The organism is Rhodosalinus sediminis, assembly GCF_003385555.1.
GTDB lineage: Bacteria > Pseudomonadota > Alphaproteobacteria > Rhodobacterales > Rhodobacteraceae > Rhodosalinus > Rhodosalinus sediminis.
The window spans coordinates 33,258-59,551 of the sequence record NZ_QOHR01000018.1 but is presented as its reverse complement, the minus strand read 5'-3'; the positions used below and the strand labels follow the sequence as shown (position 1 = coordinate 59,551).

Here is a 26,294-nt window from a genome sequence, read left to right as displayed (position 1 = left end):
TTTTCAGATGTTCCTTAACTCTGCGGATGCGTGGCGCGCCCGGCGTGGCGCGCGCCCAGGGGAGGGGTCATGGGGATGCAAGGGGTGCGCGCGGGCGGCGCCGGGCTGCCCGAGTGGGTGCCGACCGCGGCGCGTCATTACGTACAGCATACCGAGGCGGGGCTGCCCATCCGGCAGCTCGCGCGGCGGGCGGGGTGTCACGCCTCCACCGTGATGCGCCAGATCCGCAAGATCGAGGCGCGGCGCGACGATCCGCTGGTGGACGCGGCGCTGCGCCGGCTGGTGGGGCACGACGGCGCGGGGCTTCCCGCGCGGCTCGACCCGGAGGCCGAGGCGGTGCTGCGCCGCCTCTGCGAGCCGGGCGCGGTGCTCGCCGTGGCCGAGGGGATGGAAAAGGCCGTCGTCGTGCGCGAGGACGCCGAGGGTGCGCGCGAACGCACCGCGGTGCTCGACGCGGCGCTCGCACAGGCGATGGCGCTCAAGGACTGGATCGCCTGCCGCAAGGGCGGGCGCGTGGCGCAATACGCGATCACTGGGGCGGGGCGCGCCGCGCTCGGCACCGGGGGAGGGGGCTTCGCCGAGGCGCCGGCGCGGTTCGAGGGCGCGGAGCCCGCGCCGCGCGCGCCGCGCTACGGGCCGGCGGACTCGCCCCTGCAGGCGCTCGCGCGGCGGCGCGACGCGGAGGGGCGGCCCTTTCTCGCGCCGGCGCTCGTGCGCGCGGGAGAGCGGCTGCGCGAGGATTTCGAGATCGCCCAGCTCGGCCCCGCGGTGACGCAGGACTGGGACCGTTTCCTGACCGCCGGGGCCGAGGCCGGGGCCGCGGAGGGCGACGCGCCCGCGCGCGGCCCGGCCGCGGCGCGGCGTCGCGTGCAGGCGGCGCTCGCCGAGCTCGGTCCGGGTCTCGGCGACGTGGCGCTGCGGTGCTGCTGCTACCTCGAGGGGCTGGAGAGCGCCGAGCGGCGCATGGGATGGTCCGCGCGCTCGGGCAAGATCGTGCTGCGCATCGCGCTCCAGCGCCTCAAGCGCCATTACGACGCGACGCTGGGGCCGGGCGGGCCGCTCATCGGCTGAGGCGTCGCAAGGCGGGGATGCGCGGGGCGAGGGTGACGGCCCGCCTCCCGCATGCTACATCGTGGCCGGACACACAGGAGCGATGCCCGAGATGCGTGATCTCAGCGACCCCGCCCTCCGCCACCCGGAGAAAGCCCACCGCCCCGAAACGCCGCGGCTGCGCAAGCCCGACTGGATCCGGGTCAAGGCCCCGGCAAGCAAGGGCTACAAGGAAACCCGCGACGTGGTGCGCGAGAACAAGCTCACCACCGTCTGCGAGGAGGCGGGCTGCCCCAACGTGGGCGAATGCTGGGCTCAGGGGCACGCGACCATGATGATCATGGGCGAGGTCTGCACCCGCGGCTGCACCTTCTGCAACGTGGCCACCGGCCGGCCCGACGCGCTCGACGTCTTCGAGCCGGGGCGCGTGGCCGACGCGGTGCAGAAGCTGGGCCTCAACCACGTGGTCATCACCAGCGTGGACCGCGACGACCTCGAGGACGGCGGCGCCGAGCATTTCGCGCGCACCATCCGCGCCATCCGTCACCGCGCGCCGGGCACAACGATCGAGATCCTGACGCCCGATTTCCTGCGCTGCCCGCCGGAGGCGCTCGAGACGGTCGTGGCGGCGAAGCCGGACGTCTTCAACCACAACCTCGAGACGGTGCCGGGCCTCTACACCGAGGTGCGGCCGGGCGCGCGCTACTTCCATTCGCTGCGCCTTCTCCAGCGGGTGAAGGAGCTCGACCCGGAGATCTTCACCAAGTCGGGGCTGATGGCCGGGCTCGGCGAGACGCGCGAGCAGGTGCTGCAGGTCATGGACGACATGCGCTCGGCCGACGTGGATTTCCTGACCATCGGGCAGTATCTGCAACCGACGTCGCGCCACCACGCCGTCGATCGCTACGTCACGCCCGAGGAATTCGCCGCCTACGAGAAGGCTGCCTGGGGCAAGGGCTTCCTCATGGTCTCGGCGACGCCGCTGACGCGCTCGAGCTATCACGCGGGCGAGGATTTCGAGCGCCTCCGCGAGAACCGGCTGAAGAAGCTCGCTGGCGCTTGAGCCGTCGCGGCGGGGCGCCGCGGGCCGCGCCCCTGCGCCGGGGCTGCCGAAAGCGGCGCCCCGCCGTCCAATCCGCGCTGGAAACCGGGCGCGTCCGGCTGTATGACGATGCCCCGAGATGACGGGCGCCCGAGGTGACGAGGCCCCGAGACGACGGCGGCCCGAGCCGCGGGAGGACGACGATGAGCGACTGGGTGAAAACCGGCTGGCGCGACAGGCCCCGGGTGCAGATGCCGGACTGGCCGGACGCGGGCGCGCTCGCGGCCGCCGAGGCGCAGCTCGCCAAGTATCCGCCGCTCGTCTTCGCGGGCGAGGCGCGCCGGCTGAAGGCGCAGCTCGGCCAGGCGGCGCGGGGCGAGGCGTTCCTCCTGCAGGGCGGCGACTGCGCCGAGAGCTTCGAGCAGTTCAGCGCCGACACCATCCGCGACACCTTCAAGGTGCTTCTGCAGATGGCGGTCGTGCTCACCTACGCCGCGAAGGTCCCGGTGGTGAAGGTCGGCCGCATGGCGGGTCAGTTCGCCAAGCCGCGCTCCTCCCCGGTGGAGGTGGTGGACGGCGTGGAACTCCCCGCCTACCGCGGCGACATCGTCAACGACCTCGCCTTCACCGAGGCGGCGCGCGCGCCCGATCCGACCCGCATGCTGCAGGCCTACACGCAGGCCGCGGCGACGCTGAACCTCTTGCGCGCCTTCTCGACGGGCGGCTACGCTGACGTCCACCAGGTGCACCAGTGGACGCTCGGCTTCACGGAAAGCGAGAAGGCCGCGCGCTACCGCGCGATGGCGGCGCGCATCTCGGACACGCTCGACTTCATCAAGGCCGCGGGCGTCACCGGCGATCAGGCGCACACGCTCGAAAGCGTGGAGTTCTACACGAGCCACGAGGCGCTTCTGCTGGAGTACGAGGAGGCGCTCTGCCGGCAGGATTCGACCTCCGGCAAGTGGCTCGCGGGCTCCGGTCACATGATCTGGATCGGCGACCGCACGCGCCAGCCCGACGGCGCGCATGTCGAGTTCGCGCGCGGCGTGATGAACCCGATCGGCCTCAAGTGCGGGCCGAGCATGGAGGTGGACGACCTGAAGCGCCTGATCGCCACCCTCAACCCCGGGAACGAGGCGGGACGGCTCACGCTGATCGCGCGCTTCGGCGCCGGCAAGGCGGGCGAGCACCTGCCGAAGCTCATCCGCGCCGTCGAGGAGGAGGGCGCCGATGTCCTCTGGGTCTGCGATCCGATGCACGGCAACACGGTCAAGTCCGAGAGCGGCTACAAGACCCGCCCCTTCGACGCGGTGCTGCGCGAGGTGCGGGAGTTCTTCGCCGTCCACGCGGCGGAGGGCACGATCCCCGGCGGCGTGCACTTCGAGATGACGGGGCAGGACGTGACCGAATGCACCGGCGGCGTGCGCGCGGTGACCGAGGCCGACCTGCACTCGCGCTATCACACCGCCTGCGACCCGCGGCTCAACGCGAGCCAGGCGCTCGAGCTCGCCTTCCTCGTGTCGGAAGAGCTCGCCCAACGGCGCGACCCGGCGCAGCGTCAGGCCGTCTGAGCGACGGCGGCGGTGGGCGCGCAAGGGCCTTGCAAGGCCCTTGCGCCCGGCGTCACCCGTCGTCCCCCGATTTCACGAGGCGGAGGTGGGGCCGCCGGCCGGGGCCGGGCCCCGCGAAGGGTTGCCCGGGCTCCGCGAAGCCGGGCGCCGGGACGGCCTGTGCCGCCCCGGCGCTGGTGCGGATCGGGCGCGTGCGGACCTCCGCGATCGACAGCTGGCGCGGCGCGCGGCCGAGCGGCCCAATCGTCTCGAGGCAGCCGAGGACCCGGGTCAGGCAGCCCGCCGCGTCGGCGAGCGGCAGCAGCAGGAGCCGCCCCTCCAGCGCGGGGCGCTCGAAGCTCGCCGCCGCCGCGAGCGTCGCCGTCGCCACCGCCGGGCCGTCGCATGTCCCGGCGAGGGCCGCGCCGAGCGCCGCCCGGCTTTCGAGGCGAAAGAGCAGCGAGAGCGGCGCGCCGCGCATTTCGTCGCCGGCGAGGTCGCAGAGATGGCGCCCCGCGATCCGGAGGCGGCTCGTGCGGGGCGCGTCGCGCTCGAGCAAGAAGGCGTATTCGAGCGCCTCCTCCATGCCGCGCGGGTCGAGTTCGGCGCGCGCGGGGGCGGGGCGGCCGGCGCGCAGCGCCTCCCAGTAGCTTTCCACCAGTCCCCCGGCGCGGAAGCGGCGCGCCGCCGTGAAATCCGCCATGTCGATCACCCTGCTCGCGATGGACGCGCCTGGCGCTCCGCGGGCCGGCCCGCGGGCGTCCGGTGGCGCACGCTCTCGATCCTGTCCCTCCGGCGCGCCGCCGCGCCCGCGTGGCAAGCCTATGTTCAGTTCGGTTACCCGAACCTTAACTTCGCACGGTTTTCGGGAAATTGGAGCGGAAATCGGAAGCTCTGGTTAACCGGGGTTGCCCCGGCCGCCTCCGTTGGCGTAGCTGACGCGGCCGAGACCGGGGGAGGAGAGCGCGTGATCCGCTCCATGACGGGGATCGCCACGGGGCGCGGGGCCGCTGAGGGCCACGGGTGGAGCTGGGAGCTGCGCGCCGTGAACGCGCGCGGGCTCGACCTGCGGATGCGGCTGCCCGAGGGCGTGCCCGGCCTCGAGGCGGCGCTGCGCGCGCGGCTCGGCGCGGCCCTCGCGCGGGGGAGCGTGACGCTCTCGCTGCGCCTCGTGCCGGACGGCGCGGCCGCCGGGCCGGCGATCGACGCGACCCGGCTCGACGCCGCGCTCGGCGCGGTGGCCGAGGTCGAGGCGCGCGCGGCGGTGGCCGGCGTGGCGCTCGCGCCGGTGCGGGCGACGGATCTCCTTTCGATGGGCGGCGTGCTGTCCGACGCGGCCGCCGAGGCGGTGCCGGAGGCGCTCCGCGCGGCGCTTCTCGCCGATTTCGAGCCGGTGCTCGCCGCCTTCCTCGAGAGCCGGGAGGCCGAGGGCCGGGCGCTCGCCCCGGCGCTCCGGCGCGAGATCGACACGATCGAGCGGCTGACGGGTGCGGCCGCGGCGGCCGCCGGCGACCGCGAGGCCGCCGCGGCGGAGGCGCTGCGCGCCGCGCTCGACCGCGTGCGCGCGGCGGTCGAGGTGGACGCGGCCCGGCTCGCGCAGGAGCTCGCGCTGATCGCGGTGAAGGCCGACGTCGCTGAGGAGCTCGACCGGCTCGCCGCGCATGTGGCGCAGGCGCGCGCGCTTCTGGACGAGGGCGGCGCGGTCGGCCGGCGGCTCGACTTCCTGACGCAGGAATTCACCCGTGAAGCGAACACCCTCTGTTCCAAATCCGGCGACACCGCGCTCACGCGGATCGGCCTCGAGATGAAGGCCGCGGTGGACCGGATGCGCGAGCAGGTGCAGAACGTGGAGTGACGACATGGCGACGCGGCGCGGCCTTCTGATTATCCTCTCCTCGCCCTCGGGCGCGGGGAAATCGACGCTGGCGCAGCGCCTGCGCGCCTGGGACCCGTCGATCGTCTTCTCGGTCTCGGCGACCACGCGCCCGCCGCGCCCGGGCGAGGTGGACGGCGCGGATTATCACTTCCTCGACGAGGCCGGCTTCAAGGCGCAGGTCGCGGCCGGAGAGATGCTGGAGCACGCGCATGTCTTCGGTCATTTCTACGGCTCGCCGCGCGGCGCCGTGGAGGAGGCGATCGAGAGCGGGCGCGACGTGCTCTTCGACATCGACTGGCAGGGCGCGCAGCAGATCCGCAACTCGGCGCTGGGGCTGCACACGCTCTCGATCTTCCTGCTGCCGCCCTCGATCCTCGAGCTGCGCCGCCGGCTCGAGACGCGCGCCAAGGACACGCCGGAGACCATCGCCCGGCGCATGCAGAAGAGCTGGGACGAGATCAGCCATTGGGACGGCTACGACTTCGTCCTCGTCAACGACGATCTCGACGCGACCGAGGAGAAGCTGCGCGTGATCGTCACCGCCACCCGGCTGCGCCGGCTGCAGCAGCCGGGGCTGACCGACCACGTCCGCCACCTGCAGGCCGAATTCGAGGAGATGCCATGACCCTCTACGCCCTCGACGGGGTCCGCCCCGAGATCGCCGACGACAGCTGGATCGCGCCCGACGCCAACGTGATCGGCCGCGTGATCGTGGAAGAGGCCGCCTCGGTCTGGTTCGGCTGCACGCTCCGGGGCGACAACGAGCCGATCACCGTGGGCGCCGGCGCCAACGTTCAGGAGAACTGCGTCGCCCACACCGACATGGGCTATCCGCTGACCATCGGCGCGGGCTGCACCATCGGGCACAAGGTGATGCTGCACGGCTGCACGATCGGGGAGAACACGCTCATCGGCATGGGCGCGATCGTTCTGAACGGCGCGAAGATCGGCAGGAACTGCCTGATCGGCGCGGGCGCGCTGGTCACGGAGGGCAAGGAGATCCCCGACGGGAGCCTCGTGATGGGCGCGCCGGGCAAGGTGGTGCGCGCGCTCGACGCGGCGGCGATCGCGGGGCTGCGCGCCTCCGCCGAGAGCTACCAGGCGAACATGCGGCGGTTCCGGGACGGGCTCGCGCCGCTCTGAGCGGCTCACGGGGCAGGGGGGCCGTCGGCCCCCCTCGGCGGCTTTCGCCGCCTCACCCCCCGAGGATATTTGGACCAAGAAGAAGGGCCGGGGCGCGCCCCGGTGCGTGCGGCGATGGCGGAACAGAAACCGAGCCTGATGCGGCCCGAGGCGGTGACGACGGGCGTGAGCGCGCCGGTGGCGGCGCCGATCCAGCCCTCGGTGGTCTATGCCGCCGAGAGCCCCTCGGCGCTCGACGCGCAGTACGAGGGGCGGGCCGCGGGGCACACCTATGCGCGCGAGGGGCATCCGAACGCCGCGGCGCTCGCCGCGCGGATCGCGACGATGGAAGGCTGCGCGGGCGGGCTCGTCACCGGCTCGGGCATGGCGGCGGTGGCCTCGGCGCTGATGGGGCTTCTCCGTGCGGGCGATCACGTGGTGGGGGGCGATCAGCTTTACGGTCGCTCGCTGCGCCTGATGCGCGAGGAGTTGCCGCGGCTCGGGATCGCCACGAGCCTCGCCGACGCGACGGAGGCCGGTGCGGTCGCGGCGGCGCTGCGCCCCGAGACGCGCATGATCCTGATCGAGACGGTCTCCAACCCGATGCTGCGGGTGGCGGATCTGGAGGGGATCGCGGAACTCGCGCAGGCGCGGGGGATCCTGCTCGCCGTGGACGGGACCTTCACCACGCCGCGGGCGCTCCGGGCCGTCGAGCACGGCGCGGACATCGTGATCCATTCGGTGACGAAGCTTCTGTCGGGGCATGCCGACGCGACCCTCGGCTGGGTGGGCGCGCGCGACGCGGCGCTCCTCGCGCGGATGGAGAGCTTCGCGGTGACGATGGGCCTGACGGCGAGCCCCTTCGACTGCTGGCTCGCCGAGCGCGGGCTCCTGACCTTCGAGCTGCGCTACGACCGGGCGGAGGCGACGGCGGCGGCGCTCGCGGAGCGGCTGGGCGATCTGCCGGGGGTCGGCGGGCTGCGCTATCCGCTCAGCGCCGATCACCCGGACCGGGCGCGGGCCGCGGCGCTTCTGGGCGCGCGGGGCTGCAACATGGTCACCTTCGAGGTGGCCGGCGGGCGCGCGGGCGCGGACGCCTTCGCGCGCGCGGCGGGCGAGGCGGGGCTGCCGATGGCGCCCACGCTCGGGGACGCGGGCAGCACGCTCTCGCACCCGGCGAGTTCCTCGCACCGCGGGCTCGACGCGGCCGCGCGCGCGGCGCTCGGCATCGGCGAGGGCACCTTCCGGCTGTCGGTCGGGCTCGAGCCGGAGGAGGCGCTCTTCGCGGCGCTCGCGGCGGGGGCGGAGGCGGCGCGGGCCGCCGCCGGCTGAGCGCGGCTTTACAACTGCGCGGCGCTCTGGAACTGTCGCGCCGCCCGGGCCGCCGGCCCGCCGGAGGACCCCGTCCCGCATCATGTCGCACCCCGTCGTCGCCTCTCTGGTCGCCGCCCTGCCGATGCCCGCGCTCGCCGTCGGGCCGAACGAGCGTATCGAGGCGGCGAACGCCGACGCGGTGCGCCTCTTCGGCGAGGGCACCGAGGGGCGGCATTTCATCACCGCGCTGCGCCAGCCCGCGCTTCTCGACGCGATCGAGGCGAGCCTGCGCGACGGGGAGCGCCGCACGGCGGATTTCCTGACCCACGACCGGGGGCAGGACCTCGCCTTCCGGGTCTCGATCGGGCCGGCGCGGCTGCGCGACGGGGCCTTGCATGGGCGCGGCGTGCTCGTCGTCTTCGAGGACGTCACGCCGGTGGAGAAGGCCGGGCAGATGCGGCGCGATTTCGTGGCCAACGTCAGCCACGAGCTGCGCACGCCGCTCACCGCGCTCATGGGCTTCATCGAGACGCTGAAGGGGCCGGCGCGCGAGGATCCGGCGGCGGCCGAGCGGTTCCTCTCGATCATGGAGGCGGAGGCGAGCCGGATGAACCGGCTGGTGGGCGATCTCCTGTCGCTGAGCCGGGTCGAGGCGGACGAGCGCATGCGCCCGGCCGAGCGGGTGGAGCTCGGCGCGCTCCTCAGGGCGAGCGTCGCGGGCCTCGCGCCGCTGGCCTCCGAGGCCGGCGTGACGCTGATCGACGCGCTGCCCGAGGAGACCGACGGCCCGCTGGTGCCGGGCGACGCGGACCAGCTCCGGCAGGTGTTTTCAAACCTCGTCGAGAACGCGATCAAATACGGCGGCGCGGGCGCGGAGGTGCGCGTGGCGATGGACGCGCCGGCCTACGAGCCGCGGCTGCGCGCGACCGGCGTGCGGGTGCGCGTCGCCGATACCGGGCCCGGCATCCCGGAGATTCACCTGCCGCGGCTGACGGAGCGATTCTACCGGGTGGACAGCCACCGCTCGCGCGAGATGGGGGGCACCGGGCTCGGCCTCGCCATCGTCAAGCACATCGTGAACCGCCACCGCGGGCGCATGCGAATCGACAGCACGCCGGGCGAGGGGAGCACCTTCAGCGTCGTGCTGCCGGTGGACTGAGCCGGGCGGCGCGCGGCGCCGCGCGCTGCGAGGGGCGCAGGCTGCGGTGTTTCGGCGATGCATGGCCGCGCGGTGCGCGGCCGGGCCGGGTGCCCGGCGTCGTCGGTGCGAAGGGGGCGCTGCCCCCTCGGCCCTTGCGGGCCTCACCCCCGGGATATTTTCGCCAAGAAGAAGGACCGGAGGGCGCCCGAGCGCGGCGGTGCGGGCGGGACACCGCCGTGGCGCGGCGGTGCAGCGGCGATCTTACGCCACGGAAGGGCGGTGCGCCGCGCCCGGAAACTAGACATGTCGTAAAACTGTTACATCGCCGTCACAAAAGCATAGCGTGCGCGGCCTAGGCGGCGTCACGAGATCGCGCTGCCGCGGTCCTCAACAGAACCTGGGAGTAATCCATGAGTTTCGTGAAACTGTCCGCCTCCGCGCTGGCGCTGGCCGCCGTGTCGGCCACCGCGGTCGCCGCGCAGGATCGTACGCAGATCCGCATCGTCGGCTCGTCCACCGTGTTCCCCTTCGCCACGGCCGTGGCCGAGGAGTTCGGCAACACGACCGATTTCGCCACGCCGATCATCGAATCGACCGGGTCGGGCGGCGGCCTGAAGCTGTTCTGCGCCGGCGTCGGCGTCGAGCATCCGGACGTCACCAACGCCTCGCGCCGGGTGAAGATGTCCGAGGTCGAGACCTGCCTCGAGAACGGTGTCGAGTTCACCGAGGTCCTCGCGGGCTACGACGGCCTCGTGATGGCGAACGCCGCCTCCGGCCCGGACCTGCAACTGACCAAGGCGCAGGTCTGGCAGGCCCTGGCCGCCGAGGGCCCGCGGCCCACCACCTGGGACGAGGTCGACCCGGCGCTGCCCGCCGTCGAGATCGAGGTTCTGGGCCCGCCGCCGACCTCCGGCACCCGTGACTCGTTCGAGGAACTGGTCATGGAGAAGGGCTGTGAGCAGGCAGGCGGCGAGGACTGCGAAGGCGCCGGCATGGAGATCCGCGAGGACGGCCCCTACGTCGAGGCCGGCGAGAACGACAACCTGATCGTCTCGAAGCTGGAAGCGAACGACCGCGCGGTGGGCGTCTTCGGCTTCTCCTTCCTCGACCAGAACCGCGACAGCCTGAAGGGCGTGGAGATCAACGGCGTCATGCCGACCTTCGACGCCATCGCAAGCGGCGAATACGAAGTGTCGCGCTCGATGTTCTTCTACATCAAGCACGACCACGTCGGCGTGATCCCGGGCGTCAAGGAGTACGCCCGCGAGTTCGTCGCGGCGCAGGGGCCGGACGGCTACCTCGTCGATCTCGGCATGATCCCGGTCTCCGAGGACGGGCAGGAGGCCAACCTCGAGGCCATCGAGACGCTTCCGGGCCTGACGCCCGAGACCTACTGATCGCCATGCGCGATGCGGCCGGGGGCGGCGACGCCCCCGGTTTCGCCGGACCGAAGCAGGGTCCGGCGCGATTGTTTCACCGGTGCCGCTGATGTCCCTGACCCTCTTCGCCGTCGTCCTTCTGATCGCGCTCGCGTCCCATTTCATGGCGCAGCGCAAGGCCCTCGCCATCGCGGGCGGCCGCGCGGGCGTCCTGCACTCGCGGCCCGTGTTTCACGGGCTCTACAGCCTGCTCTGGGTGGCGCTCGCGGGGATCGGGGCGCTTCTGGTGAGCGCGACGCTCGGCGACTGGCTGATCGACCGCGTGCTCATGGGCCGGATCGAGGCGGCGCGCCCGAGTATGGCGCCGCTCGAACGTCAGCTCCTGCTGTCGGACGCCAAGGCGCTCGCCGAGGGGCGCATGTCTTCGCGCGGGGGTGTGCTGCGCGACCAGATCGCGGCCGCCTACGACTGGATGAGCGCGACGCGCAACTGGGTCGTGATCGCGCTGAGCGTCGGCGGCGCGGCGGTGGCGGCGCGCATCACCTACGGGCGGGTGTCGGCCGGCTGGCGGGCGCGCAACCGGGCCGAGCGGATCATGCTGAACATCCTGCTCGCCATGGCGACCATCGCCATCCTGACGACCGTCGGCATCGTCCTGTCGCTCATTTTCGAGACGGTGCGCTTCTTCGGGATGATCGACTGGCGCATCGACAAGTTCATCCTCGGCGCGACCTGGAGCCCGCTGTCGGGCGTCTTCGAGGGGCAGATGGACCCCGACAAGGTGGGCGCGCTGCCGCTTTTCGCGGGCACGCTGCTGATCACGGCGATCGCCATGCTGGTGGCGGTGCCGATCGGGCTCTTCTCGGCGATCTACCTGTCGGATTTCGCGCCGAAGCGGGTGCGCGCGGTCGCGAAGCCGCTTCTGGAGATCCTCGCCGGGGTGCCGACGGTGGTCTACGGCTTCTTCGCGGCGATCACGCTCGCGCCGGCGCTGCGCGATTTCGGCGAGATGATCGGGGTGCGGATCTCCTCCGAATCGGCGCTCGCCGCGGGGCTGACCATGGGGATCATGATCATCCCCTTCATCTCCTCGCTCTCCGACGACGTGATCAACGCCGTGCCGCAGAGCCTGCGCGACGGCTCGCTCGGCGTGGGCGCGACGGAGGCGGAGACCATGCGCCTCGTCGTGCTGCCCGCGGCGCTGCCCGGGATCGTCTCGGCGGCGATCCTCGGGGTGAGCAAGGCCATCGGCGAGACGATGATCGTGGTGATGGCCGCGGGGCAGGGGGCCAACCTGACCGCGAACCCGCTCGAGGCGACGACGACCGTGACCGTGCAGATCGTCGCGCTGATCACCGGCGACACCGACGCCGAGACGGCCGCCGGCCCCGCCTTCACCCTCGGCTTCACGCTCTTCGTGATGACGCTGGTGATGAACATCCTCGCGCAGCGCCTCGTGCGCCGCTTCCGCGAAGCCTACGAGTGAGGCCCGCCGCATGACCGACACCGCAGCACAGCCCGCCGCCTCCGCGCACGGCAGCCTCGCCGCCGGCAGCAGCCGCCTGCGCCAGCGCCGCCGCGCGCAGAGCCGGCTCAAGGCCTACGGTATCGCCGCCATCGCCTTTGCGCTGCTCGCGCTCGCGACGCTCGTGGGCTCGGTGGTGACGAAGGCGACGGGCGCCTTCACCAACACGCATTTCACCTACGAGGTGACCCTTTCGTCCGAGGCGCTCGGCGTCACGCCCGACAGCCCCGAGGAGGAGATCCGGCGCGCGCCCTTCGGCGACCTGATCGACGAGACGCTCGAGGCGCGCTTCCCGCTCGCCTCGGGCCGCACCGAGCGCCGCGCGCTCGACGCGCTGGTCTCGGGCGGCGCGCAGTTCGACCTGGCCAAGCATGTCGTGGCCAACCCGGAGCTCATCGGGCAGACGGTGAGCTATCCGCTGATCGCCGCGGATCTGACGGATTACTATTTTCAGGGCGGCTACGGCGAGCTCGAGACGCGGGAGGTCGCGGGGCGGCTTTCCGTGCGCGAGGGCGCCGACGGCGCGCTGGTGATCGACTCGACGGCCGAGGACTTCGGCGAGGTGCTGCAGGTCGTGAAGCAGAGCCTTTACGGCGACGCCGACCGGCTGCGCGAGCAGGCCGCGCGCCAGCAAAACGCCGTGCGCGTCTACGGCGAGCGCGCGGCGGCCGCGGAGGCCGAGGAGGCGCGCGCGGCGCAACTGGAGCGGCAGGCCGCCGCCGAGGAAAAGCGCGACGCGCTGCTGGCGGAGGCCGAGGCGCTCGAGGCGCGGGCCGAGACGGCGGGCGGCACCGAGCCGCTCGACGACGAGAACATCTCGCTCCTGATCGAGGCCGGCGGCGGCTGGATCCGCATGACGGAGGTCTCGCGCTCCGGCGGGCTGGGCGAGGCGCTCACCGAGGTGGACCTGCCGATCGAGGGGACCGGCGACTGGCGCTTTCACACAACCGAGCTCTCGGAGGCGCGCCGCGCCGTGAGCGACCACCAGATCGCCTGGCTCGAGACGCTGGCGGCCGAGGGCGCGGTCGAGCGCGGCTTCAACACGCGCTTCTTCACCGCCGCCGACAGCCGCGCGCCGGAGCTCGCCGGGATCCGCGGCGCGCTCGTCGGCTCCTTCTGGACGATGATGGTGACCTTCGCGCTCGCCTTCCCGATCGGGGTGCTCTCGGCGATCTACCTGGAGGAATTCGCGCCGAAGAACCGCTTCACCAATTTCATCGAGGTCAACATCAACAACCTCGCCGCGGTGCCGTCGATCGTCTACGGCCTGCTGGGGCTGGCGGTCTTCCTCAACGTCTTCGGCGTGCCGCGCTCCGCGCCGCTCGCCGGCGGTCTGGTGCTGACGCTGATGACGCTGCCCACGATCATCATCGCCGCGCGCGCCGCGATCAAGGCGGTGCCGCCCTCGATCCGCGAGGCCGCGCTCGGCGTCGGCGCCTCGAAGATGCAGGCGAGCTTTCACCACGTCCTGCCGCTGGCGATGCCGGGTATCCTGACCGGCACGATCATCGGCATGGCCGCGGCCCTCGGCGAGACCGCGCCGCTCATCATGATCGGCATGGTCGCCTTCATCGTCGAGACGCCCGGCAGCATCACCGACAGCGCGACGGTGCTCCCGGTGCAGATCTTCCGGTGGTACGATTTCCCCGAGCCGGGCTTCGAGGCGCGCGCGGCGGCGGCGATCTGCGTTCTGCTGACCTTCCTCGTCGCGATGAACGCCCTGGCGATCTTCCTCCGCAAGCGCTTCGAGCGGCGCTGGTAACAGAATGGACGAAGCGATGTACGATACCTCCAAGACCGCCGACGGCGCGACCGAGCAGATGGCGACCAAGTTCCACTGCGCGGACGTGCAGGTGTTCTACGGCGCGACCCACGCGATCAAGGACGTCAACGTCGACATTCAGGACAAGACGGTGACCGCCTTCATCGGCCCCTCGGGCTGCGGCAAGTCCACCTTCCTGCGCTGCCTGAACCGGATGAACGACACGATCGACGTCGCGCGCGTCGAGGGCACGATCCTGCTCGACGGGGAGGACGTCTACGACGCCCGCGTCGACCCGGTGCAGCTGCGCGCGAAGGTGGGCATGGTTTTTCAGAAGCCCAACCCCTTCCCGAAGTCAATCTACGAGAACGTCGCCTACGGCCCCAAGATCCACGGCATGGCGCGGACCAAGGGCGATCTCGACGAACTGGTGGAGCGCGCGCTGCGCCGCGCCGCGCTCTGGGACGAGGTCAAGGACCGGCTCGACGCGACCGGCACGGGGCTCTCGGGCGGGCAGCAGCAGCGCCTCTGCATCGCGCGCGCCGTGGCCACCGAGCCCGAGGTGCTCCTGATGGACGAGCCCGCCTCGGCGCTCGACCCGATCGCGACCAGCCAGATCGAGGAGCTGATCGACGAGCTCCGGCAGAACTACGCGGTGGTGATCGTCACCCACTCCATGCAGCAGGCCGCCCGCGTCAGCCAGAAGACGGCCTTCTTCCATCTCGGAAATCTCGTCGAATACGACGACACCTCGAAGATCTTCACCAACCCCGAAGACCCCCGGACCGAGAGCTACATCACCGGCCGGATCGGATAAGGCGCATCATGCAGGAAAGCCCGCACATCAGTTCGGTCTACGACCGCGACCTCGAAGCCATTCAGGCCAGCATCATGAAGATGGGCGGCCTCGTCGAGGCCGCGATCCTGAAGGCCGCCAAATCGCTCGAGACGCGCGACGAGGCGCTCGCAGAGGAGGTCCGGCAGGGCGACCTCGCCATCGACACCCTCGAGGAACAGGTCAACGACGAGGCCGCGCGCGTGATCGCGCTGCGCGCGCCGACGGCCGTCGATTTGCGAGTCGTGCTCTCGGTGATGAAGATCGCGGCCAACCTCGAGCGGATCGGCGATCTCTCGAAGAACATGGCCAAGCGCACCGGCGTGCTGATCCAAATGCAGACGATCCCCGGCGCGCCGGCGGCGCTGCGGCGCATGGCGCGCGAGGTCGAGCTCATGCTCAAGGACGCGCTCGACGCCTACATCCAGCGCGACGAGGATCTGGCGCACGACGTCATCAACCGCGACGCCGATCTCGACCAGATGTACAACGCCATCTTCCGCGAGTTCCTCACCTTCATGATGGAGGACCCGCGCAACATCACGGCCTGCATGCATCTGCATTTCATCGCCAAGAACATCGAGCGCATGGGCGACCACGTCACCTCGATCGCCGAGCAGGTGATCTTCCTCGTCTCGGGGGAGGCCCCGCGCGAGCGCCGGCCGAAGGCGGACAAGACCTCCTACGACCCGGATCTCGCGCCCGGCGCCGACGAGGCCGGGGATTGACGCCATGTCCGCGGAACAGCCCGTCGTTCTGGTGGTCGAGGATGAACACGCCCAGCGGGAGGTCCTCTCCTACAACCTGGAGGCCGAAGGCTTCCGCGTCGCCAAGGCGATCAACGGCGAGGAGGCGCTGCTGCTGCTGGAAGAGGAAGCGCCGGATATCGTCGTCCTCGACTGGATGCTGCCCAACGTCTCCGGGATCGAGGTCTGCCGGCGCATAAAGCTGCGCCCCGAGACGCGCGGCGTGCCGGTCATCATGCTCTCGGCCCGCTCGGAGGAGGTCGACCGCGTGCGCGGCCTCGAGACCGGGGCCGACGACTACGTGGTCAAGCCCTATTCGGTGGTCGAGCTCATGGCGCGCGTGCGCGCGCAGCTCCGCCGCACGCGGCCCGCCGCGGTGGGCCAGCAACTGGTCTACGACGACATCCTCCTCGATCCCGAGACGCACAAGGTGTTCCGGGGCGAGAACACGCTGAAGCTCGGCCCGACGGAGTTCCGCCTGCTGGCGACCTTCATGGAGAAGCCGGGCCGCGTCTGGACGCGCGAGCAGTTGCTGGACCGCGTCTGGGGCCGCGACATCTACGTGGACACGCGCACGGTGGACGTCCACATCGGCCGCCTGCGCAAGGCGCTCTGCCAGCACGGCGGCGACGACCCGGTGCGCACGGTGCGCGGGGCGGGTTACGCCCTCGGCTGATCTCCCGCGGCGCGCGGCGGGCTTGCGCCGGCGGGGGTGCGCCTGCTTCTATCGCCGCCGGGATCAGGCGGGGGCGATCGTGGAAAACCTCTGGGAGACGAGCGCGGCCGAGACCTTCGAGGCACCGCCGCTCTCGGGCGACGTGCAGGCCGACCTCGCGGTGATCGGCGGGGGCTACACCGGCCTGTCGGCGGCGCTGCACGCGGCCCGGGCCGGGGCGCGCGTCGTCGTGCTGGAGGCCGGGCGCGTCGGCGCGGGCGGCTCGGGGCGCAACGTCGGGCTGGTCAACGCGGGGCTCTGGCTGCCGCCCGACGACGTGGCCGCCGCGCTCGGCCCCGAGGAGGGCCCCGCGCTCAACGCCGCGCTCGCCGCCGGGCCGGAGGAGGTCTTCGGCCTGATCCAGCGCCACGCCATCGCCTGCGAACCGGTGCGCGCAGGGACGCTGCACCTCGCGCATGCGCCCTCGGCGATGGCGGACCTGCGCCGCCGCCACGCGCAGGCCGCCGCCGCGGGCGCGCCGGTCACGCTGCTCGACGCGCGCGAGGCGCAGGCGCGCAGCGGCAGTCCCGCGGTGCACGGCGCGCTCCATGACGCGCGGGCGGGCACGATCCAGCCGCTGGCCTATGCGCGCGGGTTGGCACGAGCGGCCGCGGATGCGGGTGCGCAGATCAACGAAGCCTCGCAAGTCACGGAAACGGAATACGAAAACGGCGTCTGGCGGCTGCGGACGGGGCAGGGCGGCCGGGTCACGGCGCGCCGGCTCCTGATGGCGACGAACGCCTATCACCGCCCGCCGCGCGGCGCCGCGCAGCCGCGGACGGCGGCTCTGCATTTCTTCCAGCTCGCCACCGCGCCGCTGGAGCCTGATTGGGTCGCCGAGGTGCTGCCGGGCGGCGAAGGCGCATGGGACACCGGCACGGTGATGACGTCGCTGCGCCGCGACGCCTCCGGGCGCGTGATCCTCGGCGGCATGGGCCGGCCCGAGGGGCTGGCGCGCGCGCTGCATCACGGCTGGGCGCGGCGCAAGCTCGCGCGGCTGTTCCCGGGGCTCGGCCGTGTGCCGTTCGAGCACGCCTGGAGCGGGCGCATCGCCGTGACGGGCGATCATCTGCCGAAGGTTCTGCGCCTCGGGCGCGGCGCGCTCGCGGTCTTCGGCTATTCGGGCCGCGGCATCGCGCCGGGCACCGTGATGGGCCGCGCGGCGGCCGAGGCGCTGCTCGAAGACCGGGAGGGCGCGCTGCCGCTCCAGCCGCGCGAGGCCTACGCCGATCCGGCGCCGCGGCTCAGGAGCGCGATCTACGAGGCCGGGGCGCTCGCCTGGCACAGTGCGGCCGCGCGGGGGCGCGGTTGAGGCTGCGGTGCCGGCAGCAATAATCGCATAATCAATATTATGTTAAATTTTGGATGTGCCGCCGGCGACGCACCCCCGGCGCGAATGGCGCCGCGCGGCTGGACAGTCGCGCGCCCGCGTGGCTAACCCTGCGCTATCAGTCAGGAGATCCCGGATGCCCCGTGCGCTCGTCCTCAACGGCCCGAACCTCAACCGCCTCGGCCTGCGCGAGCCCGGTATCTACGGGCGCGTCACGCTCGCCGAGATCGAGGCGCAGGTGCGCGCACACGGCGCGCGCCACGGGATCGAGGTCGATACGTTGCAGAGCAACCACGAAGGCGCGCTGATCGACGCGATCCACGCCGCCGCCGAGACCGCCGCCGGCATCGTGCTGAACGCCGGCGCCTACACGCACACCTCGGTGGCGCTGCGCGACGCGATCGCCTCGGTCGCCGTGCCGGTGGTCGAGGTGCATCTCTCGAACATCCACGCGCGCGAGGCGTTCCGGCACCAGTCCTTCATCGCGCCGGTCGCGCTCGGCCAGATCGCGGGATTCGGCGCGCAGGGCTATCTCTTGGCGCTCGACGCGCTGCGGGCGCATTGGTCGGAGCGGTCGCGCGCGGCCGACAGCGGCTGAAATCATGCACGAGAAGCCGTTGATATAAAAACCATATTCGATTTTCCGACGCGACAGCTGCCGGTAAGGTCTTTTCACAAGGGCGGGTTGTATGGAACCTTGGCGGCGTTCCGTGAGTGGTGGCTGGAATTACGACAGCCGGGAACGCCAGGGGGCCGCATCCTCGCAATTTCGGGGCGCTGCGGTCCCCGTTCGCGGGGGTGGGATCGTCCCTGCCCTTGCTGCTCCTTGCGCCTCGTTCCGCCCAATCCCCAAGCTGGACGGGGCACCGGAAACGGCGTCGCCCTGCCGCGGCGCCGTTTCCACGTTTCAGCGATCGGATCGCCCCCACACACGAAAAAGGCCGCGCCACCGATCGTGGCACGGCCCGTCCTACTGACCGGAGCGTGGCTCAGCCCTGCGCGGCCTTGGCCACCTCGGCGGCGAAGTCCTCTTCCTCGCGCTCGACACCCTCGCCGACGGCCATGCGGACGTAGCCGAGGATTTCCGCGCCGGCCTCCTCGGCCGCCTGCGCCACGGTCTTGTCCGGGTCGATCACGAAGGCCTGCCCGAGGAGCGTGACCTCGCCGAGGTACTTCTTCATGCGGCCCTCGATCATCTTCTCGATGACCTGCTCGGGCTTGCCGGAGTCGCGCGCCTGGTCGGTGAGCACGCGGCGCTCGCGTTCCAGCACCTCCGGGTCGAGCGCGGCCTCGTTCAGGGCCTGTGGCGAGGCGGCGGCGATGTGCATGGCGACCTTGCGGCCGAAGTCCTCGTCGCCGCCCTTCATCGCCACGAGCACGCCGATCTGGCCCATGCCGGGCGCGGCGGCGTTGTGGACGTAGGAGACGACGGTCGGCCCCTCGACCTTGGCCATGCGGCGCAGCATCATGTTCTCGCCGATGGTGGCGATCTTGTCGGTCAGCGTGTCGGCCACCGACTTGCCGCCGAGATCGGCCGCCTTGAGCGCCTCGACGTCGTCGAGCGTGAGCGCCTTTTCGGCGACCTGCGTCACGAACTCCTGGAACTCGGCGTTCTTGGCGACGAAGTCGGTCTCGGAGTTGACCTCGACCGCAACGCCGGTGCCGCCCTCGACGCGCACGGCGACGAGGCCCTCGGCCGCGGTGCGGTCGGATTTCTTGGCCGCCTTGGCGAGGCCTTTGGTGCGCAGCCAGTCGATGGCCGCCTGCATGTCGCCGTCGGTTTCGGTCAGCGCCTTCTTGGCGTCCATCATGCCGGCGCCGGTCGTCTCGCGCAGCTCCTTCACCTGTTGAGCGGTGATTGCCATGTCGGGCTCTCCTTCGGATGGTGCGACGCCGGTCTGCCCGCGTCGCGTATCAGACATGTGTCAGGGGACGGATAAGGGGGCGGGCGCCCGCGCGCCCGGCCCGGCCTCAGCTTCCGGCGCTTTCCTGCGCGGCCTCTTCGGTCGGCGCCTCGGCCACCTCTTCGCCCTCGGTCTCGGCCAGCGCGCCGAGGTCGACGCCCGCCGCGCCGAGCTGCGCCGACATGCCGTCGAGCGCCGCGCGGCTCACGAGGTCGCAGTAGAGCGCGATGGCGCGCGCCGCGTCGTCGTTGCCGGGGATCACGTAGTCCACGCCCTGCGGCGAGCAGTTGGTGTCGACGACCGCGACGACCGGGATGCCGAGCTTGTTGGCCTCGGTGACGGCGAGCGCCTCCTTCTTGACGTCGATGACGAAGAGCATGTCCGGCACGCCGCCCATCTCGCGGATGCCGCCGAGCGAATCCTGAAGCTTCGTCTGCTCGCGCTCCATGCCGAGGCGCTCTTTCTTGGTCAGGCCGTGGAAGCCCTGCTCGGCCATCTCGTCGATGTCCTTGAGCCGCTGGATGGAGCGGCTGACCGTGCGCCAGTTGGTGAGCGTGCCGCCGAGCCAGCGGTGGTTCATGTAGTACTGCGCGCATTTCTCGGCGGCATCGGCCACGGGGCGCTGCGCCTGCCGCTTGGTGCCGACGAAGAGCACGCGGCCGCCCTTGGCGACCGTCTCGCGGACGGCGTTGAGCGCGGCGTCGAGCATCGGCACCGTCTGCGTCAGGTCGACGATGTGGATGCCGTTGCGCTGGCCGTAGATGAAGGGCTTCATCTGCGGGTTCCAGCGCTGCGTCTGGTGACCGAAGTGCACGCCGGCTTCGAGAAGCTGACGCAGATTGAACTCGGGAAGAGCCATGTCGCGTATCCTTTCCGGTTTGCGCCTCGGCAGGGGGTCAGGGTCTGGCCCCACCGGTGGACGTGCAGGGATGTCTCCCCTGCCCGCCCGGCCCCTGCCTGCGGGATGAATGCGGCGCAGATAGCCCCTTCGCGCGACCCGCGCAAGAGGGGGCGCCTTGCCTCGCGCGGGCGGGCGGGCCATGCAGGGCGCATGACACGCGCCCCCGAGACGCCCGCCCGCCGCCGCGCCGCCGCATATCGCCGGCAGGCCGCCGCATGATCCGCCCCGATCTCTCCGACGAGGTGGCCGGGGCGCTCGCCGCCGGCCGCCCGGTCGTCGCGCTTGAAAGCACGATCGTCAGCCACGGCCTGCCCTGGCCGCGCAACCTCGAGCTCGCGCAGGAGGTGGCGGGGGAGGTGCGCGCGGGCGGCGCGGTGCCCGCCACCGTCGCCGTCATCGACGGGCGCCTCCGCGCCGGGCTCGACGCCCCCGCGCTCGAGCGGCTGGCCCGTGGCGTAGGCGTCGCCAAGCTCTCGCGCGCCGATCTCGCCGTCTGCATGGCCGAGGGGCGCACCGGCGCGACCACCGTCGCCGCCACGATGATCGCCGCCGCGCGCGCCGGGATCGACGTCTTCTCCACGGGCGGCATCGGCGGGGTGCACCGCGGCGCGGAGACGAGCTTCGACGTCTCCGCCGACCTCCGGGAACTCGCGCAGAGCCCGGTGACGGTCGTCGCCTCGGGCGCCAAGGCGATCCTCGACCTGCCCAAGACGCTGGAAGTGCTCGAGACGCTGGGCGTGCCGGTCCTCGCCGTCGGACAGGACGCTTTCCCCGCCTTCTGGGCGCGCGACAGCGGCCTTCCCGCGCCGCTCCGGATGGACGACCCGGCGGCGATCGCGCGGGCGCATCTCTCGCGCGGCGCGCTCGGCCTCGCCGGCGGGCAGCTCGTCGCCAACCCGATCCCGGCGGAGGCGGAGATCCCCCTCGCCGAGCTCGCGCCGCTCATCGCCCGCGCCGAGGCCGAGGTCGCCGCCGAGGGCGTGACCGGCAAGGCGGTGACGCCCGCCCTCCTCGACCGGCTGCGCGCGCTCACGGAGGGGCGCACGCTCGACGCCAACGCCGCGCTCGTGCGCGCCAACGCCCGTCTCGGCGCCGCGATCGCACAGGAAATCGCCGCCGCGCGCGCCGGCGGCGCCAAGGCCCCCGCCGCGCCATTGTAGAAGCGCGCGCCGCCCTCTACCTTGAGCCATGACCGCGAACGGCGGCACGGACCGATGAGCACACCCCAGCCCGACGAGACCCCGCCCCCGCGCAAGCCCGGCCTTCTGGCCGGCCTGCGGTCGAGCTTCATCACCGGCATCGTCGTGATCGCGCCGGTGGGCCTCACCGTCTGGCTGATCTGGACGGCGATCGGCTGGGTGGACAGCTTCGTCCTGCCCTTCGTGCCCGGCCCCTATCAGCCCGAGCGCCTCTTTCAGCGCGTCTTCGGTCCCGAGACGCAGGTCAACGTGCGCGGCCTCGGCGTCGTGGTCTTCCTGCTCTTCACGGTGCTCGTCGGCTGGATCGCCAAGGGCGTGATCGGCCGCGGGCTGATTCGCTGGGCCGAGCGCCTCGTCGAGCGCATGCCGGTGGTCCGCTCGATCTACTCCGGCGTGAAGCAGATCGCCGAGACGGTTTTCGCCCAGTCCGAGCGCAGCTTCGAGAAGGCCTGCCTGATTCAGTATCCGCGCAAGGACATCTGGGCGATCGGCTTCATCTCCACCGAGACCCGCGGCGAGGTGGCCGACAAGGCCGAGACGGCGGGCGACCTCTTGTCGGTCTTCGTGCCCACCACGCCCAACCCGACCTCCGGGTTCCTGCTGTTCTTCCCGCGCGAGGACGTGATCGAGCTCGATATGTCGATCGAGGACGCGGCCAAGCTCGTGATCTCGGCGGGCCTCGTCTATCCGAACCCGCGCGACCCGTCCGCGCCGCCCGTGCCCGCCGCGCCCCCGCGCGCCGCCGAGTGAGCGCTCAGTCGTAAAGCGCGGCGAGGTCGAGCGTCTGCCGCCGGGTCAGATCGCCCCCGTGCGCCGCGAGAAACCCGTCGCAGGCCCCGCGCCCGGCCTCGAAGAGCTCGGCGATCACACCGGGCAGCGGCACGAGCTTCGTGGCCACCGAGAGCCGGTTCATCAGGTCGTCGTCGGCGATCATGTGCATCCGCACCCGTTTCATCGCGCCCGCCGGCATCCGCCCCGAATCGACGAGCCGCTGCACGAAGGCGATCGCGCGCAGCTCGCGCAGCAGCGAGGAGTTGAAGCTGATCTCGTTGATCCGGTTCTGGATCTCCTGCGGCGTCACCGGCAGCCCGTCACGCTCGAGCGGGTTGATGTTGACCACCACGATGTCGTCGGGCAACTCCGGCGCGAAGAGCGGAAAGAGCGCCGGGTTGCCCGTATAGCCGCCGTCCCAGAAATGCTCCGTCTCGCCGGTCTGCGGGTCGCGCACCGGCACCGCCTGAAAGAGCGTCGGCAGGCAGGCCGAAGCGAGGATCGCCTCCGGCCCGATGTCGGCGCCGGAAAAGACGCGCACCTTGCCCGTGCGCACGTTGGTCGCCCCCACGAAAAGCGCCGGCCCCGCCTCGGCGCAGACCTCGCCGTAGTTGAAGCCCTCCGCGATCGGAGCCAGCGGATTGCGGTAGAACGGCCCGTAGACATAGGGCGACACCGTCCGCGACAGCGCGTCGGCCGCCGAGAAGCCCGGCGAATAGGCGAGCGCCTTGGCGAGGATCCCCGGATCCGGCGCGAAGCCCGCCATCCAGGCCGGCATCCGCATGTCGCCCACCGCGCCGATCCGCGCCCAGAGCTCGCCGAGCACCTCGCGCGCCCGCGGCGCGCCGCCCTCGATCAGCCCCGATTTCAGCGCCGCGCCGTTCAGCGCGCCCGCCGAGGTGCCCGAGATTCCCGCGATCTCGAGATCCTCTTCCTCCAGAAGCCGGTCGAGCACGCCCCAGGTGAAGGCGCCATGCGCGCCCCCGCCCTGCAGCGCGAGATTGATGCGCCGGACCTCGGCCATGCGCGGATCCTTCTTCTTGGGGAAAATATCCTCGGGGGGTGAGGCGGCGCCAGCCGCCGAGGGGGGCAGACGGCCCCCCTGCCGCGGCCCGCCTCAGAGCGCCGTCCAGCCGCCGTCCACGCTGATCGTCGTGCCCGTGATCTGGTCCGCGCCGGGCGAGCAGAGGAAGACCGCCGTCTGCCCGATCTGCTCCGTGCTGGCGAATTCCTTCGACGGCTGGCGCTCCAGCATGACCTTCTCGATCACCTCCTGGCGCTCCATGCCGTATTTCTCCATCGTGTCGGGGATCTGGTCCTCGACGAGGGGCGTCAGCACGTAGCCCGGGCAGATCGCGTTGGCGGTGATCGGCTCGCGCGCGGTCTCGAGCGCCGCGACCTTGGTCAGCCCCACGAGCCCGTGCTTGGCCGCGACGTAGGCCGCCTTGTAGGGCGAGCCGGTGAGCCCGTGCGCCGAGGCGATGTTGACCACCCGCCCCCAGCCGGCCGCGCGCATCTTCGGCAACGCGGCCGCCGTGCAGTGGAAGGCGCTCGACAGCATGATGGCGAGGATCGCGTCCCATTTCTCGCGCGGGAACGCCTCGATCGGCGCGACGTGCTGGATGCCGGCGTTGTTCACGAGGATGTCGCAGGCGCCGGCGGCCTCGATCAGCGCGGCGCAGGCCGCCGGGTCGGACATGTCCGCCTGCACGTAGCGCGCCGCGACGCCGTGGGTCTCGGCGATCTCGCGCGCGACGGCGTGGTCCGCGTCGCGGTCGGTGAAGGAATTGATCACCACGTTCGCACCCGCCCGGGCGAGTTCATGCGCCACGCCGAGCCCGATGCCCGAGGTGGAGCCGGTGATCACCGCCGTCTTGCCCGAAAGATCCATGAAACTGCTCCCGTCGCCGTGCTGCGTCGCGGCATAGATCGGCGTCTCGCGCTGCGGTGACAACCCCCGGGGCGCGGCGGAGGCACACAAAAAAAAACGCCGGCACGAGGCCGGCGTTCAGTTGTTGAGGCAGGTTTCATACAGGCAAGAAACCTATCGAGCAGTAAGATCCTTATAAGCAATCCGGCGCCGGGCGCCAAGCCAAAAGTTTGAAAAGGCGTCCCGATGGGGGTACCCTGCGGCCAACGAAACAAGCCGTCACGAGCAGTGTTGCCGAAATGGGATCAGTGATTTTCCGGCCGCGCGTCGCCCTCGCGGCGGTCGCCGTGGCGCTCGGCCTCGCGCCTCTGCCGGGCGCGGCGGAGCCCGAGCATGGCATCGCTATGTATGGCGCGCCCGCGCTGCCACCGGATTTTGTGTCGCTGCCCTACGCCAACCCCGACGCGCCGAAGGGCGGGCGGATCGTCTTCGGCGAGACCGGGGGCTTCGACACGCTCAATCCCTTCACCCTCGCGGGGACGGCGCCGTGGCAGCTCAGGTTCCTGGCCTACGAGTCGCTCATGGGCCGCAGCTGGGACGAGCCGTTCACGCTCTACGGGCTTCTGGCCGAATCGGTCGAGACCGGGCCGGACCGCCGCTGGGTTGAGTTCAGGCTCCGGCCCGAGGCGCGGTTCTCCGACGGCACGCCGGTCACCGTCGAGGACGTGCTCTGGTCCTACGAGGTGCTCGGCACCGAGGGGCACCCGCGCTACCGCGCGCTCTGGTCCGCGATCGAGACGGCCGAGGCGGTGGGCGAGCGCACGGTGCGCTTCACCTTCTCCGAGGACAATCCCGAGCTCGCGCTCCTCGCCGGGCTGCGCCCGATCCTGAAGAAGGCGCAGTTCGAGGGGCGCGACTTCGCCGAGGCGCGGCTCTCCGAGCCGCCCATCGGCACCGCGCCCTACGTCGTGGGCGACCACGAACCCGGCCGCTTCCTCGAGCTCGAGCGCGATCCCGACTACTGGGGCGCCGATCTGCCCTTCCGGGCGGGGACGCACAACTTCGACACCATCCGCTACGAGTATTTCGGCGACGCCACCGCGCTCTTCGAAGCGTTCAAGGCCGGCACGCTCACCGCGCACCGCGAGCGCAACCTCGACGCCTGGGAGACGCGCTACGACTTCCCGGCGGTGCGCCGGGGCGAGATCGAGAAATCGGTGATCCCGCACGGCCGGCCCTCGGGCATGACCGGCTTCGTGATGAACACGCGCCGCGATCTCTTCGCCGACTGGCGCGTGCGCGAGGCGCTGCTCGCCGCCTTCAACTTCGAGGCGATCAACGACACGCTCACCGGCGGGCGGCAGCCGCGCATCACCTCGTATTTCTCGAACTCCGTGCTCGGCATGCGCGCGGGGCCGGCCGAGGGGCGCGTGCGCGACCTGCTCGCGCCCTTCGCCGAGGACCTGCCGCCCGGCACGCTCGAGGGCTATGCGCTCCCCGAAAGCGACGGCACCGCGCGCAACCGCGCGGGGCTGCGCCGCGCGATGCGCCTCCTGCGCGAGGCGGGCTGGCGGGTGGAGGACGGGCGCCTCGTGAACGGCGCGGGCGCGCCCTTCGCCTTCGAGCTCCTGATCCGGCAGGGCGCGCAGGAGCATCAGGCCATCGCCGACATCTACGCCCGCGCGCTGGAGCGGCTCGGCATCGACATGACGATCGCGACGGTGGACGACGCGCAGTACACCGAGCGCACGACCGGCTTCGACTTCGACATGACGCCCTACCGCGTCGGGCTGTCGCTCTCGCCGGGGACCGAGCAGCGGCTCTACTGGTCGGCCGAGGCCGCCGGGACGCCGGGCTCGCGCAACTGGATGGGCATGCGCTCGGAGGCCGCCGAGGCGATGATCGACGCCATGCTCGCCGCCGAAAGCCGGGAGGATTTCGTCGCCGCGACCCGCGCGCTCGACCGTGTGCTGACCGCGGGGCGCTACGTGATTCCCTTCTATCAGTGGACGGCGAGCTACATCGCGCACGACGCCGCGCTGCGTTATCCCGAGAAGCTGCCGGTCTACGGCGACTGGGCCGGCTTCCTGCCGGACGTGTGGTGGTACGAGGAGACAGGGGAATGATCCGGGCACTTGCGACGCTCACGCTCGCGGCGGCGCTCGCCGGCTGCGGCACCGTGGACGGAATAGGGCAGGACATCTCAGGCGCGGCGCGCACGGTGGAGGGGTGGTTCCGGTAGGGAACGCGCCCGCGCCATGG

24 protein-coding genes and 2 pseudogenes are annotated in these 26,294 nt (G+C 71.9%); 21 read left to right on the top strand and 5 right to left on the bottom strand.

Going from position 1 to position 26,294, the window contains the following annotated elements; genetic code table 11:
- Nucleotides 1-75 precede the first annotated feature (75 nt).
- The 3 genes from DRV84_RS11845 to DRV84_RS11835 all read left to right on the top strand — a co-directional run bounded on the left by DRV84_RS11845 (nt 76) and on the right by DRV84_RS11835 (nt 3,663).
- On the top strand, nt 76-1,071 hold the full coding sequence (locus tag DRV84_RS11845; RefSeq protein WP_115980957.1) for a DUF6456 domain-containing protein: 996 nt from the start codon (nt 76-78) through the stop codon (nt 1,069-1,071).
- Nucleotides 1,072-1,162: 91 nt separating this feature from the next.
- Nucleotides 1,163-2,113 (top strand): lipoyl synthase, encoded by a 951-nt coding sequence (gene lipA, locus DRV84_RS11840; protein WP_115980955.1) that lies wholly within the window; start codon nt 1,163-1,165, stop codon nt 2,111-2,113.
- A gap of 182 nt (nt 2,114-2,295) precedes the next feature.
- Nucleotides 2,296-3,663 (top strand): class II 3-deoxy-7-phosphoheptulonate synthase, encoded by a 1,368-nt coding sequence (locus DRV84_RS11835; protein WP_115980944.1) that lies wholly within the window; start codon nt 2,296-2,298, stop codon nt 3,661-3,663.
- A 52-nt stretch (nt 3,664-3,715) separates the two neighbouring features.
- Here the strand turns inward: DRV84_RS11835 and DRV84_RS11830 are convergent, their stop codons facing one another.
- Nucleotides 3,716-4,345 carry a PAS domain-containing protein gene (locus DRV84_RS11830; protein WP_115980942.1) on the bottom strand — a complete coding sequence of 210 codons (630 nt, stop codon included), beginning with the start codon at nt 4,343-4,345 and terminating at the stop codon, nt 3,716-3,718.
- 264 nt (nt 4,346-4,609) lie between these two features.
- On the opposite strand from DRV84_RS11830, the gene DRV84_RS11825 reads away from it, so the two are divergent.
- The 14 genes and pseudogenes from DRV84_RS11825 to aroQ all read left to right on the top strand — a co-directional run bounded on the left by DRV84_RS11825 (nt 4,610) and on the right by aroQ (nt 17,985).
- Nucleotides 4,610-5,497: a YicC/YloC family endoribonuclease gene (locus tag DRV84_RS11825; RefSeq protein WP_115980940.1), complete on the top strand. Its 888-nt coding sequence runs from the start codon at nt 4,610-4,612 to the stop codon at nt 5,495-5,497.
- A 4-nt stretch (nt 5,498-5,501) separates the two neighbouring features.
- Nucleotides 5,502-6,143 carry a guanylate kinase gene (gene gmk / locus DRV84_RS11820; RefSeq protein ID WP_115980938.1) on the top strand — a complete coding sequence of 214 codons (642 nt, stop codon included), beginning with the start codon at nt 5,502-5,504 and terminating at the stop codon, nt 6,141-6,143.
- The gene (locus tag DRV84_RS11815) at nt 6,140-6,661 is read left to right on the top strand and encodes a gamma carbonic anhydrase family protein (protein WP_115980936.1); all 522 of its coding nucleotides are present in this window, start codon (nt 6,140-6,142) and stop codon (nt 6,659-6,661) included. The genes gmk and DRV84_RS11815 overlap by 4 nt, the downstream gene beginning before the upstream one ends.
- A gap of 114 nt (nt 6,662-6,775) precedes the next feature.
- Entirely contained in the window at nt 6,776-7,972 is a 1,197-nt protein-coding gene (locus DRV84_RS11810) for a trans-sulfuration enzyme family protein (protein ID WP_115980934.1), read from the top strand.
- An 82-nt stretch (nt 7,973-8,054) separates the two neighbouring features.
- Nucleotides 8,055-9,113 (top strand): sensor histidine kinase, encoded by a 1,059-nt coding sequence (locus DRV84_RS11805; RefSeq protein WP_115980932.1) that lies wholly within the window; start codon nt 8,055-8,057, stop codon nt 9,111-9,113.
- Nucleotides 9,114-9,505: 392 nt separating this feature from the next.
- Entirely contained in the window at nt 9,506-10,492 is a 987-nt protein-coding gene (locus DRV84_RS11800; RefSeq protein WP_115980930.1) for a substrate-binding domain-containing protein, read from the top strand.
- Between the two features lie 91 nt (nt 10,493-10,583).
- Nucleotides 10,584-11,960, top strand: coding sequence for a phosphate ABC transporter permease subunit PstC (gene pstC, locus DRV84_RS11795; protein WP_115980953.1), 1,377 nt, complete (start codon nt 10,584-10,586; stop codon nt 11,958-11,960).
- Between the two features lie 10 nt (nt 11,961-11,970).
- Nucleotides 11,971-12,450 (top strand): annotated as a pseudogene (locus DRV84_RS16265) (DUF3333 domain-containing protein); the annotation flags it as partial.
- Between the two features lie 507 nt (nt 12,451-12,957).
- Nucleotides 12,958-13,761, top strand: a pseudogene (gene pstA / locus DRV84_RS16260) (phosphate ABC transporter permease PstA); the annotation flags it as partial.
- Nucleotides 13,762-13,819: 58 nt separating this feature from the next.
- Nucleotides 13,820-14,578: a phosphate ABC transporter ATP-binding protein PstB gene (gene pstB / locus DRV84_RS11785; RefSeq protein WP_239995065.1), complete on the top strand. Its 759-nt coding sequence runs from the start codon at nt 13,820-13,822 to the stop codon at nt 14,576-14,578.
- Between the two features lie 8 nt (nt 14,579-14,586).
- On the top strand, nt 14,587-15,324 hold the full coding sequence (gene phoU / locus DRV84_RS11780; protein WP_115980922.1) for a phosphate signaling complex protein PhoU: 738 nt from the start codon (nt 14,587-14,589) through the stop codon (nt 15,322-15,324).
- A gap of 4 nt (nt 15,325-15,328) precedes the next feature.
- Nucleotides 15,329-16,018: a phosphate regulon transcriptional regulator PhoB gene (phoB, locus tag DRV84_RS11775; RefSeq protein WP_115980920.1), complete on the top strand. Its 690-nt coding sequence runs from the start codon at nt 15,329-15,331 to the stop codon at nt 16,016-16,018.
- 76 nt (nt 16,019-16,094) lie between these two features.
- Nucleotides 16,095-17,369 (top strand): NAD(P)/FAD-dependent oxidoreductase, encoded by a 1,275-nt coding sequence (locus DRV84_RS11770; protein ID WP_115980950.1) that lies wholly within the window; start codon nt 16,095-16,097, stop codon nt 17,367-17,369.
- A gap of 154 nt (nt 17,370-17,523) precedes the next feature.
- Nucleotides 17,524-17,985, top strand: coding sequence for a type II 3-dehydroquinate dehydratase (gene aroQ / locus DRV84_RS11765; protein WP_115980917.1), 462 nt, complete (start codon nt 17,524-17,526; stop codon nt 17,983-17,985).
- A 391-nt stretch (nt 17,986-18,376) separates the two neighbouring features.
- Here the strand turns inward: aroQ and tsf are convergent, their stop codons facing one another.
- Nucleotides 18,377-19,252 carry a translation elongation factor Ts gene (tsf, locus tag DRV84_RS11760; protein ID WP_115980915.1) on the bottom strand — a complete coding sequence of 292 codons (876 nt, stop codon included), beginning with the start codon at nt 19,250-19,252 and terminating at the stop codon, nt 18,377-18,379.
- 106 nt (nt 19,253-19,358) lie between these two features.
- On the bottom strand, nt 19,359-20,150 hold the full coding sequence (rpsB, locus tag DRV84_RS11755; RefSeq protein WP_115980912.1) for a 30S ribosomal protein S2: 792 nt from the start codon (nt 20,148-20,150) through the stop codon (nt 19,359-19,361).
- Between the two features lie 257 nt (nt 20,151-20,407).
- On the opposite strand from rpsB, the gene DRV84_RS11750 reads away from it, so the two are divergent.
- Together DRV84_RS11750 and DRV84_RS11745 are read left to right on the top strand one after the other, a co-directional pair.
- A complete protein-coding gene (locus tag DRV84_RS11750) occupies nt 20,408-21,352 on the top strand; it encodes a pseudouridine-5'-phosphate glycosidase (RefSeq protein WP_115980910.1) in 945 nt (314 codons plus the stop codon).
- 54 nt (nt 21,353-21,406) lie between these two features.
- Nucleotides 21,407-22,141: a DUF502 domain-containing protein gene (locus DRV84_RS11745; RefSeq protein WP_115980907.1), complete on the top strand. Its 735-nt coding sequence runs from the start codon at nt 21,407-21,409 to the stop codon at nt 22,139-22,141.
- A 4-nt stretch (nt 22,142-22,145) separates the two neighbouring features.
- On the opposite strand, the gene DRV84_RS11740 is transcribed toward DRV84_RS11745, so the two are convergent.
- Nucleotides 22,146-23,186, bottom strand: coding sequence for a patatin-like phospholipase family protein (locus DRV84_RS11740; RefSeq protein WP_115980904.1), 1,041 nt, complete (start codon nt 23,184-23,186; stop codon nt 22,146-22,148).
- A 93-nt stretch (nt 23,187-23,279) separates the two neighbouring features.
- Nucleotides 23,280-24,053 carry a 3-hydroxybutyrate dehydrogenase gene (locus DRV84_RS11735; RefSeq protein WP_115980901.1) on the bottom strand — a complete coding sequence of 258 codons (774 nt, stop codon included), beginning with the start codon at nt 24,051-24,053 and terminating at the stop codon, nt 23,280-23,282.
- 278 nt (nt 24,054-24,331) lie between these two features.
- Here DRV84_RS11735 and DRV84_RS11730 point away from each other — a divergent pair, with 278 nt between their 5' ends.
- Together DRV84_RS11730 and DRV84_RS11725 are read left to right on the top strand one after the other, a co-directional pair.
- The gene (locus DRV84_RS11730) at nt 24,332-26,158 is read left to right on the top strand and encodes an extracellular solute-binding protein (protein WP_115980898.1); all 1,827 of its coding nucleotides are present in this window, start codon (nt 24,332-24,334) and stop codon (nt 26,156-26,158) included.
- Nucleotides 26,155-26,274: an entericidin EcnA/B family protein gene (locus DRV84_RS11725; RefSeq protein ID WP_115980896.1), complete on the top strand. Its 120-nt coding sequence runs from the start codon at nt 26,155-26,157 to the stop codon at nt 26,272-26,274. The genes DRV84_RS11730 and DRV84_RS11725 overlap by 4 nt, the downstream gene beginning before the upstream one ends.
- The last annotated feature ends 20 nt before the right edge of the window (nt 26,275-26,294 follow it).

Bases quoted from the DNA above. Each gene is read 5' to 3' on its own strand.
- phoU (WP_115980922.1), top strand. From the start codon at position 14,587: ATGCAGGAAAGCCCGCACATCAGTTCGGTCTACGACCGCGACCTCGAA.
- rpsB (WP_115980912.1), bottom strand. From the start codon at position 20,150: ATGGCTCTTCCCGAGTTCAATCTGCGTCAGCTTCTCGAAGCCGGCGTG.
- DRV84_RS11830 (WP_115980942.1), bottom strand. From the start codon at position 4,345: ATGGCGGATTTCACGGCGGCGCGCCGCTTCCGCGCCGGGGGACTGGTG.
- DRV84_RS11845 (WP_115980957.1), top strand. From the start codon at position 76: ATGCAAGGGGTGCGCGCGGGCGGCGCCGGGCTGCCCGAGTGGGTGCCG.
- DRV84_RS11735 (WP_115980901.1), bottom strand. From the start codon at position 24,053: ATGGATCTTTCGGGCAAGACGGCGGTGATCACCGGCTCCACCTCGGGC.
- DRV84_RS11810 (WP_115980934.1), top strand. From the start codon at position 6,776: ATGGCGGAACAGAAACCGAGCCTGATGCGGCCCGAGGCGGTGACGACG.
- DRV84_RS11730 (WP_115980898.1), top strand. From the start codon at position 24,332: ATGGGATCAGTGATTTTCCGGCCGCGCGTCGCCCTCGCGGCGGTCGCC.
- aroQ (WP_115980917.1), top strand. From the start codon at position 17,524: ATGCCCCGTGCGCTCGTCCTCAACGGCCCGAACCTCAACCGCCTCGGC.
- phoB (WP_115980920.1), top strand. From the start codon at position 15,329: ATGTCCGCGGAACAGCCCGTCGTTCTGGTGGTCGAGGATGAACACGCC.
- DRV84_RS11740 (WP_115980904.1), bottom strand. From the start codon at position 23,186: ATGGCCGAGGTCCGGCGCATCAATCTCGCGCTGCAGGGCGGGGGCGCG.
- lipA (WP_115980955.1), top strand. From the start codon at position 1,163: ATGCGTGATCTCAGCGACCCCGCCCTCCGCCACCCGGAGAAAGCCCAC.
- tsf (WP_115980915.1), bottom strand. From the start codon at position 19,252: ATGGCAATCACCGCTCAACAGGTGAAGGAGCTGCGCGAGACGACCGGC.
- DRV84_RS11805 (WP_115980932.1), top strand. From the start codon at position 8,055: ATGTCGCACCCCGTCGTCGCCTCTCTGGTCGCCGCCCTGCCGATGCCC.
- DRV84_RS11745 (WP_115980907.1), top strand. From the start codon at position 21,407: ATGAGCACACCCCAGCCCGACGAGACCCCGCCCCCGCGCAAGCCCGGC.
- DRV84_RS11800 (WP_115980930.1), top strand. From the start codon at position 9,506: ATGAGTTTCGTGAAACTGTCCGCCTCCGCGCTGGCGCTGGCCGCCGTG.
- DRV84_RS11725 (WP_115980896.1), top strand. From the start codon at position 26,155: ATGATCCGGGCACTTGCGACGCTCACGCTCGCGGCGGCGCTCGCCGGC.
- pstB (WP_239995065.1), top strand. From the start codon at position 13,820: ATGGCGACCAAGTTCCACTGCGCGGACGTGCAGGTGTTCTACGGCGCG.
- pstC (WP_115980953.1), top strand. From the start codon at position 10,584: ATGTCCCTGACCCTCTTCGCCGTCGTCCTTCTGATCGCGCTCGCGTCC.
- DRV84_RS11750 (WP_115980910.1), top strand. From the start codon at position 20,408: ATGATCCGCCCCGATCTCTCCGACGAGGTGGCCGGGGCGCTCGCCGCC.
- gmk (WP_115980938.1), top strand. From the start codon at position 5,502: ATGGCGACGCGGCGCGGCCTTCTGATTATCCTCTCCTCGCCCTCGGGC.
- DRV84_RS11835 (WP_115980944.1), top strand. From the start codon at position 2,296: ATGAGCGACTGGGTGAAAACCGGCTGGCGCGACAGGCCCCGGGTGCAG.
- DRV84_RS11815 (WP_115980936.1), top strand. From the start codon at position 6,140: ATGACCCTCTACGCCCTCGACGGGGTCCGCCCCGAGATCGCCGACGAC.